The sequence below is a fragment of the Streptomyces dryopteridis genome, assembly GCF_049606955.1.
Taxonomy (GTDB): domain Bacteria; phylum Actinomycetota; class Actinomycetes; order Streptomycetales; family Streptomycetaceae; genus Streptomyces.
The window spans coordinates 159,445-175,764 of the sequence record NZ_CP187115.1 but is presented as its reverse complement, the minus strand read 5'-3'; the positions used below and the strand labels follow the sequence as shown (position 1 = coordinate 175,764).

The window sequence follows — 16,320 nt, the reverse complement described above, 5'->3', positions numbered from 1 at the left end:
GCGCGCGGCACGGGGTTTCGTGCTGTGCGGGGCCGGCGGCCGGGCGCAGCACCGGCCCGGCCCCGGCCCGCGGGTTCGCGGGTCGGGGCCGGGCCGGGCCGGTGGGGCGGTCGGGCGGTGGTGGGTCAGGCGGTCCACAGGCTCTTGCGCTGTTCGCGGATGCCCTTGAAGGAGTCGAGGTCGGGCACGGTCCAGCCGTCGAGGTCGTACTCCTCCAGGCAGCGTTCGGCGAAGCCGCGGTACTGGTCGAGCTGTCCGCTGGCGGCCTGCGCGTGCAGGATGTCGGTGCGGACCTGTTCGTGGTTGCCGGAGTAGTTGCGCTCGTACAGTTCGTGGCGTCCGCCGAACTCGCTGCCGACCGCGTCCCACAGGAGCTTCATGAGCTTGACGCGGCTGACCGAGTCGTATCCGTTGGAGCCGCGGACGTACTTGTCGAGGTAGGGGCGGATCTCGGGGTTGGCGAAGTCCTCCGCGCTGGAGTTGACGTAGATCAGGCCGCTGGCCACGTCCTGCTGGATGATCTCCTTGATGCGCGGGTAGCCGATGGTCATGAACCAGCGGTAGGCCATGCCGTAGTCGAGGTTGGGCAGCAGGGCCCCGTTCTTCCATTCCTGCGGGTTGCGGGCGGCGGCGTCGCTGAGCGCCCAGAACATGTTGCGCCAGGCCAGCACCTCGCCGACCCGGGCCTGGATGCCGCGGAAGTCCTTGGAGCCGGTCATGTCCACGGCCTTGAGGAGCAACCCCGCGATGAAGTCGATCTTGACGGCGAGTCGGATCGCGCCGTGGAAGGTGAGCCGCTCCAGGAAGCCCGACTGGGGGGCGAAGCCGTTGACCTTGTCGACGTCCCCGTAGAGGAAGACGTTCTCCCAGGGGATGAGGACCTTGTCCATCACGAAGATGGTGTCGTTCTCGTCGAGCCGGCTGGAGAGGGGGTAGTCGAAGGGGCTGCCGGTGGCGGCGGCGTTGGCCGCGTAGGAGGGCCGGCAGATCAGCTTCAGCCCGGGGCTGCCCATGGGGACGGTGGCGACCAGGGCGAACTTCTTGTCGCGCAGCGGCAGGCCGTAGTGCGAGATGAAGTTGAAGTGGGTGATGGCCGAACCGGTGGCCACCACCTTCGCGCCGGAGACCACCAGCCCGGCGTCGGTCTCCTTCTCCACGTGCACGAACACGTCCTGGACCTGCTCGGTGGGCAGGTGCCGGTCGACGGGCGGGTGGATGATCGCGTGGTTCCAGAAGAGGACCTTCTCCTGGGACTCCTTGTACCAGCGACGGGCGTTGTCCTCGAAGGGCGCGTAGTACTCGGTGTTGGCCCCCAGGGTGCCGAGGAACGCGGCCTTGTAGTCGGGGCTGCGACCCATCCAGCCGTAGGTCATCCTGGCCCACTCGGCGATGGCCTCGCGGTCCTCCACGAGGTCCTGGACGCTGCGGGGGGTGCGGAAGAACTTGTGGGTCCACCCGTCGCTGCCGGTGTCGGTGCGGGTGGTCAGCACGTCCCTCTTCGCCGGGTCGTGCAGGGCGTTGTAGAGGCGGGCCGTCATCAGCGCCGAGTTGCGGAAGGCGGGGTGGGCGGTGACGTCCTTGACGCGCTCCCCGTGGAGGAAGATCTCGCGGTCGTCGCGCAGGCTCTCCAGGTACTCGTCGCCGGTCAGCGGGCGGGTCACGGGTGCGTCGGAGGCGGGCCGGCCCGCCTCGTCGTGGGTGAGCGTCATGTCCTCTTCTTCCTCATGTGGTGGGGGCGCCGGTGAGCGCGCCGAAGTCGGGCACCCAGCCGTGGGCGGGGTCGTCCAGGGAGCCGGGCCAGGCGGCGGGGGCGAGGGGACGGCCGAAGCCGCCCAGGACGCCGGAGTGGAAGACCAGGGGGGCGCCGCCGGGCGCCGTGAAGGAGCGGATCTCGCCCACGTGCAGCACGTGGTCGCCGCCGTCGTACGCCGCCCAGGGGGCGCAGTCGAAGTGGGCGACGGCGCCGGCGAGCCGGGGGGCCGCCGGATCCCCCTCCCAGCGGACGCCCGGGTGCGCCGGGTGCCCGTGCGCCTCGTCCGCCGACCCGCCGCGACCGGCGAACAGCAGGGCGAGTTCGCCCTGGTCGGCCGCGAGGACGTTGACGCCGAAGCGGGCTCCGGTGAGCCGTTCGGCGCTGCGGCTGCGGCGGTCGAGACTCACCAGGACCAGCGGGGGGTCGAGGGAGACGGAGGTGAACGAGCTGACGGTGGCGCCGCGCACGGTCCGCCCGTCCCCCGTCGTGACCACCGTGACCCCCGAGGCGAACTGCCCCAGGCAATCGCGCAGGGCACGCTGATCAAATCCCATTCCGGTCCTCCTCGACGGGAAATACAACCCGCACAATGGCGTGCCTGAATTCACTGGCGGGAGATCGGTTCGACGACCTCGCACAGTCATTGTTCCAGGGGGTTCTGAAGAACCGGTACAGGGCGTGAAAGAGGTCTTCGAATGACTTGACCCACCGGCTCCGACTGATCTAATTTTCCGAGTCGTCGCAGTTCATCCGAGCAGTCAGTCCACACGAGGGGCCTCTCATGCGCATTCAGGTTGACGTGAACGAACAGCTTCAGGACTACGTCGCGAGCATTTCCCTGCGCGAACCCAAGATTCTCGCGGAACTGCGCGAGACCACCTCGAAACTCCCGCTCTCGCTCATGCAGATCTCCCCCGAGCAGGGCCAGTTCATTTCCCTCCTGATAAAGGCGATCGGCGCCCGGAAGGCATTGGAGGTCGGGGTCTTCACCGGCTACAGCCTCATCGCCACGGCGCTCGCGCTGCCCGAGGGCGGCACCGTGACCGCGCTGGACATCAGCGAGGAGTGGACCGCCATCGCCCGCGAGCACGCCGAGCGGGCCGGGGTCGCCGACCGGATCGACCTGCGCGTCGGCGACGCCCGCGCCTCCCTCGCGGAGCTGCTGACCGACGAGGCCGAGACCGGCAGCTACGACTTCGTCTTCATCGACGCCGACAAGGAGAACTACGCGGCGTACTACGAGGCCGCCCTGGAGCTGCTGCGTCCGGGCGGGCTCGTCGTGGTCGACAACGTGCTGTGGCACGGCGCGGTGCTCGACCCCGAGGCCGTCGACTCCGAGACCACCGCCCTGCGCGCCTTCAACGCGAAGGTCCGCGACGACGAGCGGGTGGCCCTGAGCGTGCTGCCCTTCGCCGACGGCCTCACCTTCGCCGTCAAGCTCTGACCCGCCGGGGCGGGGCCGCTCCCCCACGGCCGCCCCGCCCGCCCCACACCCCCGCACCCCCCACCTCCCCCCGCGCGCGGGCCGCCCCCGAGGCCCGTGTCCACCCACCGTCCACCGACCCCCGGTCCGCGCGACCGCGACGGGTCCCGGACCCTCAGGGTCCACGTCCTCGAAAAGGTATGACCATGGCCGAGAACAGATCCGGGATGCACCGGCGCCGCTTCCTCGTCGGAGCGGCCGGTGCCGGCGGAGCGGCGGCGCTCGGGCTGCGGGGGACCGCCTCCGCGGCCGAGTCCGCGGCCGGCGCGACGACCACCTCCTCGGTCGGGGCGGTCACCGTGACCCCCGCCGACCAGCAGTACCGCGACTTGGTGCGGGCGATGAACGCGCGGTACACCGCGAGCCCCGAGTCGGTGCGCGTGGTCGACGCCCCGTCGCAGGTCGCGCCGATCGTCGTGGAGGCGGTCATCGCCGGCAAGCGCCTGACCGTCCGCAGCGGCGGGCACTGCCTGGAGGACTTCGTCTACAACGCCGAGACGCAGATCGTCCTCGACATGTCGAAGATGAACGCCGTGTACTACCACGCCCCGCTCAACGCGGTGGCCGTGGAGGCCGGCGCCCGGCTGCTGGACGTGTACGAGAAGCTCTACTCCTGCTACGGGGTCACCATCCCCGGCGGCATCTGCTACTCCGTGGGCGTCGGCGGGCACGTCGCGGGCGGCGGCTGGGGCATGCTCGTGCGCCGTGACGGCCTGGTCGTCGACCACCTGTACGCCGTCGAGGTGGTCACCGTGGGCGCCGACGGCGCCGTGCGGACCGTCACCGCCACCCGCGAGCCCAACGACCCCCACCGCGAACTGTGGTGGGCGCACACCGGGGGCGGCGGCGGCAACTTCGGCGTGGTCACCCGCTACTTCTTCCGCTCCCCCGGCGCCACCGGCACCAACCCGCGCGCCCTGCTGCCCAAGCCCCCCGCCGAAGTGCTGATCAGCGCCGTCTCCTGGTCCTGGCAGGACCTCACCAAGGAGGAGTTCGTCCGCCTGATACGCAACTACGCCTCCTGGCACGTGGCGAACATCGGCGCGACCAACCCCAACCGGTTCGTCACCAGCTTCCTGCTGCTCAACCACCGCTCCAACGGGCAGATCGGCATGGTCACCCAGGTCGACGCCAACGCGCCGAACGCCCGCGCCCTGCTCGACGCCTACCTGGCCCACATGAGCACCGGCATCGACACCGAGACCGGGGCGCTGACCGCGGCCATGGGCGAGATGGGTCCGATGCCGCAGTTCGCCGAGCCCAACCGCCTGCCGTGGCTCCAGGCCACCCGCTTCACCGGCACCACCAACCCGCTGCTCAACGACCCGACCCTGCGCGCCGAGTACAAGTCCGCGTACATGAAGGCCGACTTCCCGACGGCCCAGGCCGAGGCCCTGTACAAGCACCTCACCCGCACCGACATCGACAACCCGAAGATCAACATCCAGCTCACCCCGTACGGCGGCCGGGTCAACGCGGTGGCCGACGGCGACACCGCCTGCGCGCACCGGGGCGCGGCCTTCAAGATGCTGTGGTCCGTGCTGTGGAACGACCCGGCCGACGACGCGAAGTACATCGGCTGGACCCGCCAGAGCTACGCGGAGACCTACGCCGACACCGGCGGCGTGCCCGTCCCCAACGCGGTGACCGACGGCTGCTACGTCAACTACCCGGACGCCGACCTCAACAGCCCGCAGCACAACACCTCGACCACCCCGTGGCACGACCTGTACTACAAGGGCAACTACCCCCGGCTCCAGCAGGTCAAGAAGAAGTACGACCCGCGCGACTTCTTCCGCCACGCGCAGTCCGTCCGCCTGCCCTGAGCCCCGGCCCGGACCGGCCCGCCCCGAGTACGAGGGCAAGCGGCTGAGTGCCCCGACCCCGCCCCCTTCCCTAGCGTGAACACGTCGAATCGGTGATCGTGAAAGGGACGGGGACGATGGGCGAGAACACGGGGGGCGTGGGCAGGCGGAGGTTCCTGACGGGCGGCGCGGCCGCCTCGGGGGCGGCGCTGCTCACCGGGACGGGCCTGACGGCGCCGGCCTCGGCGGCCGGGGACACCACCACGACGGCCGAGCCGCTGACCGTGGTGACCCCCGGGGACAAGCGCTACAAGGACCTGGTGCGCGGCTGGAACCAGCGTTGGGTGGCCAACCCGGACGGGATCTACCTGGCCGAGACCACCGCCCAGGTCCAGCAGGTGGTGCAGGAGTCCGTCCGGGCCGGCAAGCGGCTGACCGTGCGCGGCGGCGGCCACTGCTGGGAGGACTGGGTGTTCAACCGCGAGGTCCGGATGATCCTCGACATGTCGAAGATGAACCGCGTGTACTTCGACCCCGCGAAGAACGCCGTCTGCGTCGAGGCCGGGGCGCAGCTGTTGAACGTGTACGAGCGGATGTACCGCACCTGGGGGGTGATCGTGCCGGCCGGCATGTGCTTCCAGGTCGGGGCCGGCGGTCACGTCAGCGGGGGCGGCTGGGGCCTGCTGTGCCGCAAGCTCGGGCTGGTCGTCGACCACCTGTACGCCGTCGAGGTGGTCTCGGTGCAGGCCGACGGCACGGCGCGGACCCACGTGGCCACCCGTGAGGCCGAGGACCCGCACCGCGACCTGTGGTGGGCGCACACCGGGGGCGGCGGCGGGAACTTCGGGGTGATCACCCGCTTCTGGTTCCGCTCCCCCGGCGCCACCGGCACCGACCCCTCCCGGCTGCTGCCGCAGCCGCCGTCCGAGGTGCTGCTGAGCGCGGTGTCCTGGCCCTGGGCCGAGATGACCCGGGAGCGGTTCGCGCGCCTGGTCCGGAACTACGGGGACTGGCACGCCCGGAACCTGCGGCCCGGCACCGTCAACGACAACCTGGTCAGCATGCTCGCGCTGAACCACAGGTCGAACGGGTACATCGGTCTGGTCACCCAGGTCGACGCGACCGTCCCGGACGCCGAGCGGATCCTCGACGAGTTCCTGGCCGAGATCACCAAGGGCCTCGACCTGGCGCACGAGCCGCTGAGCACCCCGATGGGCGAGTTCTCGGCCATGACGGACCTGGTCCGGCCGCGCCGGATGCCGTGGTTGCAGGCCGCCCGCTACATGGGCACGACCAACCCGACGCTGAACGACCCGAGCCTGCGGGGCGACTTCAAGTCCTCGTACTACCGGACGGCGATGCCGGACGCGCACGTCGACGCGTTCTACCGGCACCTGACCCGCGAGGACCTGGGCAATCCCACCGCCTCGGTGCTGCTCAGCTCCTTCGGCGGGCAGGTCGCGGCCGTCGCCGACGACGCCACGGCGGCCCCGCACCGCGGCGCCGCGTACAAGGCGGCGTGGATGATCTGGTGGACCGATCCGGGGGACGAGGCCAAGTCCCTGTCGTGGATCCGCGAGTTCTACCACGGGGTGTACGCGGCCACCGGCGGGGTCCCGGTCATCGACTCGGTCACCGACGGCTGCTACGTCAACTACCCGGACATCGACCTGCACGACCCGGTGTACAACACCTCCGGGGTGCCCTGGCACCGGCTGTACTACAAGGACAACTACGCCAGGCTCCAGCAGATCAAGAAGAAGTACGACCCGCGCGACGTGTTCCGGCACAGCCAGTCCGTGCGCCTGCCCTCCTCCTGAGCCCCGCTCGCGGAGCCCCCGTGCCCGACCGGACACGGGGGCTCCGTCGTGTCCGGCCCCGTCCCGCGCACCACCGCCCCCTCGCCGAAAGAGCAGGTGCCCCCATGCGTACTCCTCCACGACCCGCCCCCGCGCGCGGCGGCCGGGCCGCCGTCGGTTCGGTGGCCCTGGGGTCCCTGACCCTGGTGCTGTCCGAGCTGCTGCCGGTGGGCGCGTTGCCCGCCATCGCCGCGGACCTGTCCGTGTCCACCGGCACGGCGGGGCTGCTGGTGGTGGCGCCGGGCCTGGCCGCCGCGGTGGCCGCGCCGGTGCTGACGGTCGCCTCGCGGGGGCTGGACCGCCGGCCGGTGCTGTGGGCCCTGGCCGCGCTGACGGTCCTGGCCGACGTGCTGTGCGCGCTGGCCCCGAACCTGTCCGTGATGCTGCTGGGGAGGCTGCTGCTCGGCCTGGCGCTGGGCGGGTTCTGGGCCGTGGGCGCCGCGGTCGCGGGCCGGCTGGTCCCGGCCGGCGCCGAGCACCGGGCGTCCTCGCTGGTCACCGCCGGCATCTCGGTGGGCACGGTGGCGAGCCTGCCGCTGGCGGCGTTGGCCGCCGGGGGCGGCGGGCAGGACGGGGGCTCGGGGTGGCGGTGGGCCTTCGCGGCGGCGGGCGCGCTGGGGCTGGTGGCGCTGGCGGCGCAGGTGCGGCTGTTGCCGAGACTGCCGGCCGGCGGGTCGGCGGGGTGGCGCGATCTGTTGGGCGTGCCCCGGCGGCCGGTCGCGCGGGTCGCGTTGGCGAGCACCGCGCTGGTCTTCCTCGGGCACTTCGCCGCGTACACCTACGTGACGCCGTTCCTGGAGGAGCACGCCCGGTTGGGGCCGCGCGCGGTGGCGGCGCTGCTGCTCGGGTACGGGGTCGCGGGGATCGTGGGGAACTTCGCGGCGGCGGGGGCGTTGGGCCGTTCGGTGCGGGGGACGGTGGTCGGGGTGGCCGGGGCGCTGGCGCTGGTGGTCGGGGGTCTGGCGCCGGCGGCGCCCGCCGCGCTGCCGGTGGTGGTGCTGGTGGTGGTGTGGGGCGCGGTCTTCGGGGCGGCTCCGTTGGCCCTCCAGATGGGGGTGCTGCGGGCCGTGCCGGACGCGCCGGAGCACGGGCTCGCGGTGTTCGTGACGGTGGTTCAGCTGTCGTTGGCGGGCGGTTCGCTGCTGGGCGGGGCGGTGGCGGACGGGCCGGGGATCCCCGCGGCCCTGGGGCTCGGGGCGGCCGCGGCCGGGGTGGCGGCGGTGCTCGCGGCGCTGCCGGCGGAACGCCGGGCGGTCCGAAGAGAGCAGCAAGAATCGGTGGTGTGAGGGGTGCCCCGCGCGCGGGAGGGTGGGGACACAGGGGTCGTGCGGCGTGACCGAGGAGTCCCGCCGGCCCCCGTCCGGCCCACCGGTGTCCTGTCGGTGGCGCGCCGTCCCCTTTTTCTGGAGGAGCCATGACCGTCCACCCGGGCGAGGTCTACTACAACCCGAGATGCCGCGAGAAGATCGTGATCCGGACCCCGGCCGCGGCCACCGGCGGCCGGCGGGCCGTGATGGACCTGTACGTGGAGCCGGGCGGCTTCGCGGCGGGCTATCACGTGCACCCGTTCAGCGAGGAGGTGTTCACGCTGGTCCGGGGCAGCCTGCGGGTGCGCGTGGGCGGGCGGGACGTGATCCTGGACGAGGTGGGCCAGACCGTGACCGTGCCGGCCGGCACCGAGCACCGCTGGTTCGGCAACACCGAGGACGAGACCTCGTTCGCGGTGGTGGAGCTGGTCAACCGGGCCGAGAGGTTCGAGCAGTTGATCCTGCGGCAGCTCTTCGGGCTGGCGCAGGACGGCAAGACGGACGCCGAGGGCCGGCCCTCGTTGTTGCAGCACGCGGTGACCATGCGCGAGTTCTCGGACGTGCTGCGGTTCACCGACCGGCCCTGGCCGGTACAGCGGCTGGTGAACGGGGCCTTGGCGCCGATCGCGCGGCTGCTGGGCTATCAGGCGTGCAATCCGGACTACGCGAACCGGCGGCCGTTGGACGTGGCGGAGCTGGAGGTGCTCCCGGACCTCGTGGCGCGGCGGCTGGACCCGGCGACCGACCGGGTGTGAGGGGGCCGGGTCCGGGCCGGTGCGCGCGCGGTGACCGCGCGGGCGCCGGCCCGCCGTCGTGTGCGGGGGCGGGCGTGCGGAGAACGGGGCGGACCCCGGAGACCGAGGGGGTCTCCGGGGTCCGTCCCGTGGGGTTTGAGCGGCGCGGGGCCGATCAGAAGGTCTTGACGAAGCCCGCGTCGACGGCGAAGTCGGCGCCGGTGGTGCTGGCGGAGCGCGGCGAGGCGAGCAGCAGCACCGCGTCGGCCACTTCCTGCGGGTCGATGAGGCGGCCGGTGACCTGGCCCATCATCTGGGGGGCGATGGTCTCGATGACGCTGTCGCGGTCGGCGCCCGCCATGCCGGCGATGACGTCGGCGGCGCCGCCCTCCTCGGTCCACCAGGCCGTGCGGACCGCGCCCGGGGAGACCGTGTTGACGCGGATGTTCTGACCGCCGAACTCCTCCGAGAGGGCCTTGGTCAGGTTGGACAGGCCGGCCTTGGCCGCGCCGTACTCGATGTTGACGGGGGCGGGCTGACGGGCCATGCCGGTGGAGACGTTGACGATGGAGCCGCCGCCGCGCGCCTGGAACTCGGGGATGGCGGCGCGGATGGCGCGGACCACGGAGAAGAGGTTGAAGTCGAAGATCGAGCGCCACTGCTCGTCGTTGCTGTCGAAGAAGCCGGTGCGCGGCATGGTGATGCCGGGCGGGGGGCCACCCGCGTTGTTCACGAGGATGTCGAGGCCGCCGAAGTGCTCCACGGCGCGGGCGATGACCTGCGCGGGGGCCTCCGGGTCGGTCAGGTCGGCGGCGACGTGCAGGAGGTTCGGGCCCGCGAGCGCGTCGAGCTCGGGGGTCACCTTGCGGGAGACCGCCACGACCTTGGCGCCCTCCTCCAGGAGCGAGCGGGTGACCGCGAAGCCGATGCCCTTGGAGGCACCGGTGACGACGGCGACGCGGCCGGAAAGCTGAAGATCCATGGTTGTCCTTCTCGTGAACGGGCCGGACCCGGGGGGCGGGGCCTGGCCCGGGAAGCAGGTGAGCGCCGTGTCGTGCGCTCTCGGATGGTTGAACACCGGTGTGCGCGAACGGGTTGCACGGGGGTCGACGGCGGGTTCGGCGGCGGGGGCGGCGCGGGGTGGTCTCGGGGTGGTCGTGGGGGTCCGGGGGTGCAACCGGCCTTCGGCCGACGGGGTTTTGACGGCATCCCGTCACGCCCGTCACCGGAGGTCCGCATGTCCTCGGCCGTCCCCGTCATACCCGCCGCCCCGGCGGTCCCCCGCGTCCCCGCGGTCGCGTCGCGGGGGGTGACGCTCCTGTTGTGCCTGGCGCCCTTGTTGGCGAACGCGGACGCCGGGTTGGTGGTGTTGGCGCTGCCCGAGATCCAGCGGGACCTGGGGATGAGCCTGTCGGGGGCGCACTGGGTCACCAATGTGTACGTGTTGTTGGTGGGCGGCCTGCAGTTGTTGGGCGGGCGCCTGTCGGACCGGGTGGGGGCCCGGCGGCTGCTGCTGGGCTCGCTGGTGGCCTTCGGTCTCGCGTCCGCGCTGTGCGGGGCGGCGCCGAACGGTCCGGTGCTGCTGGTGGCGCGGGCCGGGCAGGCGGTGGCGGCGGCGCTGCTGGTGCCGGCCGCGATGTGCCTGTTGTTGACGACGGTGCCGGTGGCGGAGCGTCGGCGGGCGTTGGCGTGGTGGGTGGTGTGCGGGGGCGTGGGCTCGGTGGCCGGGGTGCTGCTCGGCGGGATGGCCGTGAGCCGGTTGGACTGGCGCTGGGCCTTCTTCCTGAACGTGCCGGTGGCGCTGTTGGCGTGGGCGGCCGGGCGGCGGTGGTGTCCGCGCTGTCCGCGCGAGGGGTCGCGGGGCCTGCCGCTGGACGTGGCGGGCGCGCTGTTCCTGGTGGGGACGCTGGTGACGTTCGTGTACGCGCTGGTGGGGACGGCCGGGCACGGGGTCTCGGGCGGCACCTGGGCGTTGTTCGCGGCGGCCGGGGTGTCGGGGGCGCTGTTCCTGCGCCGGCAGCGGACCGCGCGCGATCCGCTGTTGCCGGCGGTGTTGTGGCGGGACCGGCGGCTGGCGGTGGGGGCCGCGGGGATCCTGTTCGTGGCGGCGTCGACCGGGCCGGTGATGTTCGTGGCCAGCCTGTACCTGCAGGAGGTGCGGGGGTACGGGGCGTGGATGGCGGGCTGCGCGCTGCTGCCGGTGGTGGGCGGGGTGTTGGTGGTGGGGCGGGTGTGCGCGCGGATGCTGGGCCGGTCCGGGGCGCGGCGGGCGGCGTTGGTGGGGTGCGCGTTGAGCGGGGCGGGCCTGGTGGCGTTGACCCGGGTGGCGCCGGAGTCCGGCTACGCGACGGGGTTGTTGCCGGGGCTGGCGCTGTTGGGCGCGGGCCTGCCGTTCCTGTGGATGGCGTACGAGACGGCGGCGGTGGCCGAGGTGCGGGCCTCGTCGATGGGCGCGGCGGCCGGGGTGGTGCAGTGCGCGGGGCAGATCGGGGCGGCGATCGGGTTGGCGCTGGTGGTGACGGTGTACGGGGGCGCGGGTTCCGGGGCGGCGGATCCGGCGTTGGTGGCGCGCGGGGCAGCGCGGGCGTTCTGGCTGTGCGCGGGACTGATGGGGTGTGTGGCGTTGACGGCGTGGTTCGGGTTGCGGGCCGGGCGGGGCGCGGAGTCCTGCGGGTCCGCGCCCGCCCCGGGCTACGCGCCGAGCAGCACGCGGCCGGCTTCGGGGGAGCGGCCGGCGGTCCCGAGCCGGTGAGCGGGCGCCGGGTCGGGGGCGGGCAGGGCGCGGGGCCGGGTGACGGCGTCGAGGGAGAGCGCGGGCCCGGCGGTGGCGGGGGGTTCGAGGCGGGGGTGGCCGGCGAGGATGTCGGTGATGAGCCGGTGGACCTCGGGGCCGGGGGTGGTGTCGAAGTCCTCGCGCAGGGCGTGCCGCAGGCGGTGGAAGGCGGCGAGGGCGTCGGCCTGCCGGCCGGAGCGGTAGAGGGCGGTCATGAGCTGGGCGGTGAGCTCCTCGTTGGCGAGGTCCTGGTGGACGAGGGCGCACAGTTCGGCGAGGAGTTCGTGGTGTCGGCCGAGGGCGAGTTCGGCCCGCACGCGTTCGAGGGTGGCCTGGTCCCGTTCGCGTTCGAGGGGGGCGAGGGCGGCCCGCAGCAGGGGGCCGGTGGGCACGTCGGGCAGGCCGGCGCCGCCCCACAGGGCGTGGGCGACGCGGATCCGGCGGGCGCCGGCGGCGAGGTCGCCGGCGGCGAGGAGGGCGCGGCCGGCCCGCAGGTGCCGTCGGTGGGCGTGCAGGTCGAGTTCGCCGTCCTCGACGCGCAGCAGGTAGCCCTGGTCGCGGGTGAGGAGCCGGCCGGGGCCGTCGGCGGGCGTGCCGGCGGGGCCGCGCAGGAGTCGGCGCAGCTGCATGACGTAGGTGTGCACGGCGGCCACGGCCTGGGGCGGCGGGTTGTACTCCCACAGCTCCTCGACGAACTGGGCCGTGGAGACGACGTGGTCCGCGTTCATCAGGAGCAGGGCGAGCATTTGGCGGTGTTTGGGGGCGCTGGGTGTTCTGTCCTCCCCGTTGTCGGTGACGGACATGGATCCGAGCACACGGAAAAGCATTACTCCTCCACGGAATCGAAAGCCGATGACGTGACGACCGTAACGACAATCCGCGGGGGTTCGCAGGACGTTCTCTCTACTTTGGCAACTCCGCTTTCCGGGCTTTGTTCCGCAGGAATTCGTCCGGTTCTCGGGTTTCCGTCCGAGAATGCGCGGGGGAGTTCGTGGTCAGTGTCCGGTGACCTTCGCCAGCAGTCGGTCGGGGTCCCTGGGGAGGCGGTTGCCGCGCCAGGCGATGTGCTGGTCGGGGCGGATCAGGACGAAATCGCGGCCGTGGAGTTCGCGGGCGGCGGGCGTCGGGACGCGGAGCACGGCGAGGGGGACGCCGCGGGCCTCGGCGGCCTCTTCCAGGGCCGCGGTCTCCTGGTGCAGGGGGCACAGGGCGAGCAGGGTGAAGCCGGGCCCGAGGTGGTCGAAGAGGGAGTCTCCGGGGCCGTGCGCGGCGCCGAGCCACAGGTGGGGAGCGCGCCCGCCCGGCACCCCGGAGGGGGTGTAGGAGGTGAAGGCGTCGGGGGGCGGGGTGTCGCCGCCGGCGTCCACGACGGGCGAGTGGTCGTAGCGGGCGCCCAGTTGCACCCCGAGGGTGTCGAGGGTGAGCCGGCCGTACTCGGCGAGCTGTTTGCCGACCCGGTCCCGGGCGGCCCGCCCCTCGGGGGTGTCCTGTTCGAGGGTCGGGGGGCGTTCGACGGCGCCGAGTCCGCTGCCGAGTTCGCGGGCGGCGGCGGTGTTGCGCAGGGCCACCGGGCGGCGTTCGGCCTCGTAGGAGGGCAGCAGGTGGGGTCCGGCCCAGCCCTGGACGGCGGCGGCCAGTTTCCAGGCCAGGTTGGCCGCGTCGTCGACGCCGGTGTTCATGCCGAAGCCGCCGTTGGGGGTGAACAGGTGGGCGGCGTCGCCGGCGAGCCAGATCCGGCCGGTGCCGAAGCTCTCGGCGACCAGGGCCGCCCCGGGGGTCCAGGCCCGGCGGGACAGGACGCGGACGTCGAGGTCGGTGCCGGCGGCCCGGCGCACCAGGTCCGCGATCTGTTCGTCGTCGGCGGTGTCCGGGTCGACGGAGCTGCTGAGCAGGAAGAAGCGGTCGGCTCCGTCGAGGGAGATGAGGTTGAGCGCGAGTTCGGCGTTGAACACCCAGTTGCTCCAGGCGGCGCGGGCGCCCAAGAGTCGTTCGTGGAGGCCGGGGATCAGCAGGTGGGCGGCGGTGGCGCGGCGGCCCAGCACGTCCTGGTCGAGGGAGCCCTCGCCGGTGTACCGGATGCCCAGGGCGCGGCGCACGGGGCCCTGGCCGCCGTCGCAGCCCGCGGCGTGGGAGGCGCGCAGGGTGGAGGTACCGGTGCGGTCGACGAGGGTGAGCAGGACGGAGTCGGCGTCCTGGGTGAGGTCGGTGACGCGGGTGCCGGGGCGCAGGGTGATCCGCGGCCGGGTCGCGGCGTGCTCCCACAGCAGGTGTTCGACGTACATCTGGTTGGCGCGGTGCAGGGGTTCGGGCACCTGGTCGGTGGGGCCGGCGGCGGCGACCGCGGCCCGCGCCGCGTCGGCGCCCGGGTGCGGCAGGTGGGCCAGGAGCCGGCCGCCGTAGCGGGTGAGGAAGGTGATGCCGGCGTCGTGGCCGCCGGGCAGGCCGAGGGCGCGGATCCGGTCGGCCAGGCCCAGCCGCCGGTAGTGCTCCATGGTGCGGGCGCCGTGGGTGCTGCCGCGCGGCTCGGCGGCGGGGCCGTCCTCGGCTTCGAGGACCACGGAGGCGACCCCGTGGTGGTCGAGGAGCAGCGCGAGCATCAGGCCGACGGGCCCGCCTCCCACGACGGCGACCGGCGGGTGCGGGGGGTGCGCGGGGCGGTCCATCGAACGGGCCTCCAGCCTTCGGTGCGGGAATTGGGCGCGAGAGATCCTCCCAATCCCGGCTGAAGGATGAATGGAGACCTCCGCGCAATTCCCCGGGGCTTTTCCCTCCAGAGGATCTTTAGACGCTGCCGGAAGACTCGGCGGCGACCCGGATCCCCTGGGCCGGAGATCACCGGCCGAAGATCACCGGCCGGTGTGGCCCACGACGGAGTGCGAGGTATTCCCATGTTCCTGCTCGGCACGCACCGATCCCCCGTGCAACGTCTGCGTCTGACCGCCGACCGCGACCTGGGGGCGGGAAACTTCTTCTGGCACGCGTGGCGTGTTTCCCGGGACCGGGACCGGCCTTTGTTGTTCCACCCGGATCCCACCGTGCCGGGCTGGGAGGACCGGGAGCCGCGCGGCCTGTCGCTGAACGACGTGCGCGCCGCGGTGCTGCGGTACGCGAACTGGTACCGCGAGCAGGGGGTGACCCCGGCCTCGCACGTGGGCCTGTACACGGGGCACGGCCTGTTCGGGCTGTTGCACCACATCGCCGTGACCGGGCTGGGCGCGGCCGCCGTCCACTGCAACCCGCGGATGGCGCCGGCGACCGCGTCGGAGTACTTCCGGCGGACCGGCGCCGACCTGGTCGTGGGCGACGCCGACCTGCTCAAGGACCTGACGGCGGCCCGGGAGGCGGCCGGCGGGGAGCCGCCCGCGCTCGCCGACATCCGTCTCCTGGACGAGCGGGCCCCCCGGCCGGCGGGGCCCCTGGCGGACTTCCCGCACCGGCACGCCCCCGACGACCTGGTGATGATCTCCCACTCGTCGGGGACCACGGGCCGGCCCAAGGCGCCCGTCTTCCACCACCGTTCGTTCTTCATCGGCAAGCGCGAACGGCTGTGGACCTTCCCCTCGCGCCGTACCGACCGGCTGCTGACGGCGCTGCCGCACAGCCACTCGGCCGGCATCAGCCACCTGTCGATGGCGCTGCTGCTGGGCGTCCCCACCCTGATCCTGGACGGCGCCGACGGCGACCGGGTGGCCCGCGCGATCAACGGGTTCAGGCCCACGATGGTCCTGGGCTTCCCGCTGACCCTCGCCGAGGTGGACCCGGCCGCGATCCGGCCGGAGGCCGCCCGGAACGTGCACACCTGGAACGGGATGGGCGACGCCTCCCACGAGCGGCACATCCGGCCGCTGACCGCGCTGGGCGCGCCCGGGACCGGCTCCGTCTACGTCGACGGGCTGGGCTCCTCCGAGATGGGGATGGTGCTGTTCAAGGCCGCCCACACCCGGGACTCGGAGCGCTTCGGCCGGTTGATCGGCACCCCGGCCGGGGTGGTCCGCAAGGCCGCCGTGCTGGCCCCCGACGGCACCGAACTGCCGCCCGGGCAGGCCGGCATGCTCGGCGTGCGCACCCCCAGCGTCACGCCCGGCTACTGGGACGACCCGGCGTTGAACAAGGAGTCGCTGCTCGCCGGCTACTTCCTGACCGGCGACATCGTCCGCCGGGACACCGAGGGCAGCTGGTACCACCTGGACCGCACCCCCGACGTGATCGGCACGGCCGCCGGCGAGGTGCACAGCCTGCCCCTCGAAGAGGTCGTCCTGAACGCGACCGGGGCCCTGGACGCGGCGGTGATCGCGGTGGCCGACCCCCGGCAGCCCGGCAGGTCCCGCCCGGCGGCCGTCGTGTACTTCACGGACGGCGCGGAGCGCGCGCCCGCCGAACTGCTCGCCGGGTGCAACACGGCCCTGGACGCGGCGGGGCTGCCCCGCCTCGACGCGCTGGTCGTGGCGGCCGACCGCGAGGCGCTGCCGGTGGGCGTCACCGGCAAGGTCCTCAAGCGCGTGCTGCGCGAACGCCACCGGGACCTGCTCTCCGCGCCGCCCGGGCCCGGCACCGCCACCACCTCCGTCTGAGTCCCCGTCAGCCCGCCCCACGGCAAAGGACCGAC

General features: G+C 73.3%; 12 protein-coding genes. 7 read left to right on the top strand and 5 right to left on the bottom strand.

What is annotated here, in order from left to right; translation table 11 throughout:
- Nucleotides 1–125: 125 nt before the first annotated feature.
- Both ACN20G_RS36205 and ACN20G_RS36200 read right to left on the bottom strand, forming a co-directional pair.
- Nucleotides 126–1,709, bottom strand: a complete 1,584-nt coding sequence (locus ACN20G_RS36205; RefSeq protein WP_424217616.1) for a 4-hydroxyphenylacetate 3-hydroxylase family protein — start codon at nucleotides 1,707–1,709, stop codon at nucleotides 126–128.
- Nucleotides 1,710–1,722: 13 nt separating this feature from the next.
- Complete coding sequence (locus tag ACN20G_RS36200) at nucleotides 1,723–2,307, bottom strand: flavin reductase family protein (protein WP_424217615.1); 585 nt, start codon at nucleotides 2,305–2,307, stop codon at nucleotides 1,723–1,725.
- A 227-nt stretch (nucleotides 2,308–2,534) separates the two neighbouring features.
- Here ACN20G_RS36200 and ACN20G_RS36195 point away from each other — a divergent pair, with 227 nt between their 5' ends.
- The 5 genes from ACN20G_RS36195 (at nucleotide 2,535) to ACN20G_RS36175 (ending at nucleotide 8,962) form a co-directional block, all read left to right on the top strand.
- Entirely contained in the window at nucleotides 2,535–3,197 is a 663-nt protein-coding gene (locus ACN20G_RS36195; protein ID WP_424217614.1) for a class I SAM-dependent methyltransferase, read from the top strand.
- A gap of 185 nt (nucleotides 3,198–3,382) precedes the next feature.
- Nucleotides 3,383–5,062: an FAD-binding oxidoreductase gene (locus ACN20G_RS36190; RefSeq protein ID WP_424217613.1), complete on the top strand. Its 1,680-nt coding sequence runs from the start codon at nucleotides 3,383–3,385 to the stop codon at nucleotides 5,060–5,062.
- Between the two features lie 116 nt (nucleotides 5,063–5,178).
- Nucleotides 5,179–6,861: an FAD-binding oxidoreductase gene (locus ACN20G_RS36185; protein WP_424217612.1), complete on the top strand. Its 1,683-nt coding sequence runs from the start codon at nucleotides 5,179–5,181 to the stop codon at nucleotides 6,859–6,861.
- Between the two features lie 104 nt (nucleotides 6,862–6,965).
- Nucleotides 6,966–8,186 carry an MFS transporter gene (locus tag ACN20G_RS36180; RefSeq protein WP_424217611.1) on the top strand — a complete coding sequence of 407 codons (1,221 nt, stop codon included), beginning with the start codon at nucleotides 6,966–6,968 and terminating at the stop codon, nucleotides 8,184–8,186.
- 128 nt (nucleotides 8,187–8,314) lie between these two features.
- Complete coding sequence (locus ACN20G_RS36175) at nucleotides 8,315–8,962, top strand: cupin domain-containing protein (RefSeq protein ID WP_424217610.1); 648 nt, start codon at nucleotides 8,315–8,317, stop codon at nucleotides 8,960–8,962.
- Nucleotides 8,963–9,116: 154 nt separating this feature from the next.
- On the opposite strand, the gene ACN20G_RS36170 is transcribed toward ACN20G_RS36175, so the two are convergent.
- Nucleotides 9,117–9,923 carry an SDR family NAD(P)-dependent oxidoreductase gene (locus ACN20G_RS36170; protein ID WP_424217609.1) on the bottom strand — a complete coding sequence of 269 codons (807 nt, stop codon included), beginning with the start codon at nucleotides 9,921–9,923 and terminating at the stop codon, nucleotides 9,117–9,119.
- A gap of 327 nt (nucleotides 9,924–10,250) precedes the next feature.
- On the opposite strand from ACN20G_RS36170, the gene ACN20G_RS36165 reads away from it, so the two are divergent.
- The gene (locus tag ACN20G_RS36165) at nucleotides 10,251–11,693 is read left to right on the top strand and encodes an MFS transporter (protein ID WP_424217608.1); all 1,443 of its coding nucleotides are present in this window, start codon (nucleotides 10,251–10,253) and stop codon (nucleotides 11,691–11,693) included.
- Here ACN20G_RS36165 and ACN20G_RS36160 read toward each other — a convergent pair.
- On the bottom strand, nucleotides 11,633–12,541 hold the full coding sequence (locus ACN20G_RS36160) for an AfsR/SARP family transcriptional regulator (RefSeq protein ID WP_424217607.1): 909 nt from the start codon (nucleotides 12,539–12,541) through the stop codon (nucleotides 11,633–11,635). The genes ACN20G_RS36165 and ACN20G_RS36160 overlap by 61 nt on opposite strands.
- A 168-nt stretch (nucleotides 12,542–12,709) precedes the next feature.
- Entirely contained in the window at nucleotides 12,710–14,377 is a 1,668-nt protein-coding gene (locus tag ACN20G_RS36155) for an FAD-dependent monooxygenase (RefSeq protein ID WP_424217606.1), read from the bottom strand.
- A gap of 255 nt (nucleotides 14,378–14,632) precedes the next feature.
- Here ACN20G_RS36155 and ACN20G_RS36150 point away from each other — a divergent pair, with 255 nt between their 5' ends.
- Complete coding sequence (locus tag ACN20G_RS36150; protein ID WP_424217605.1) at nucleotides 14,633–16,285, top strand: class I adenylate-forming enzyme family protein; 1,653 nt, start codon at nucleotides 14,633–14,635, stop codon at nucleotides 16,283–16,285.
- Nucleotides 16,286–16,320 lie beyond the last annotated feature (35 nt).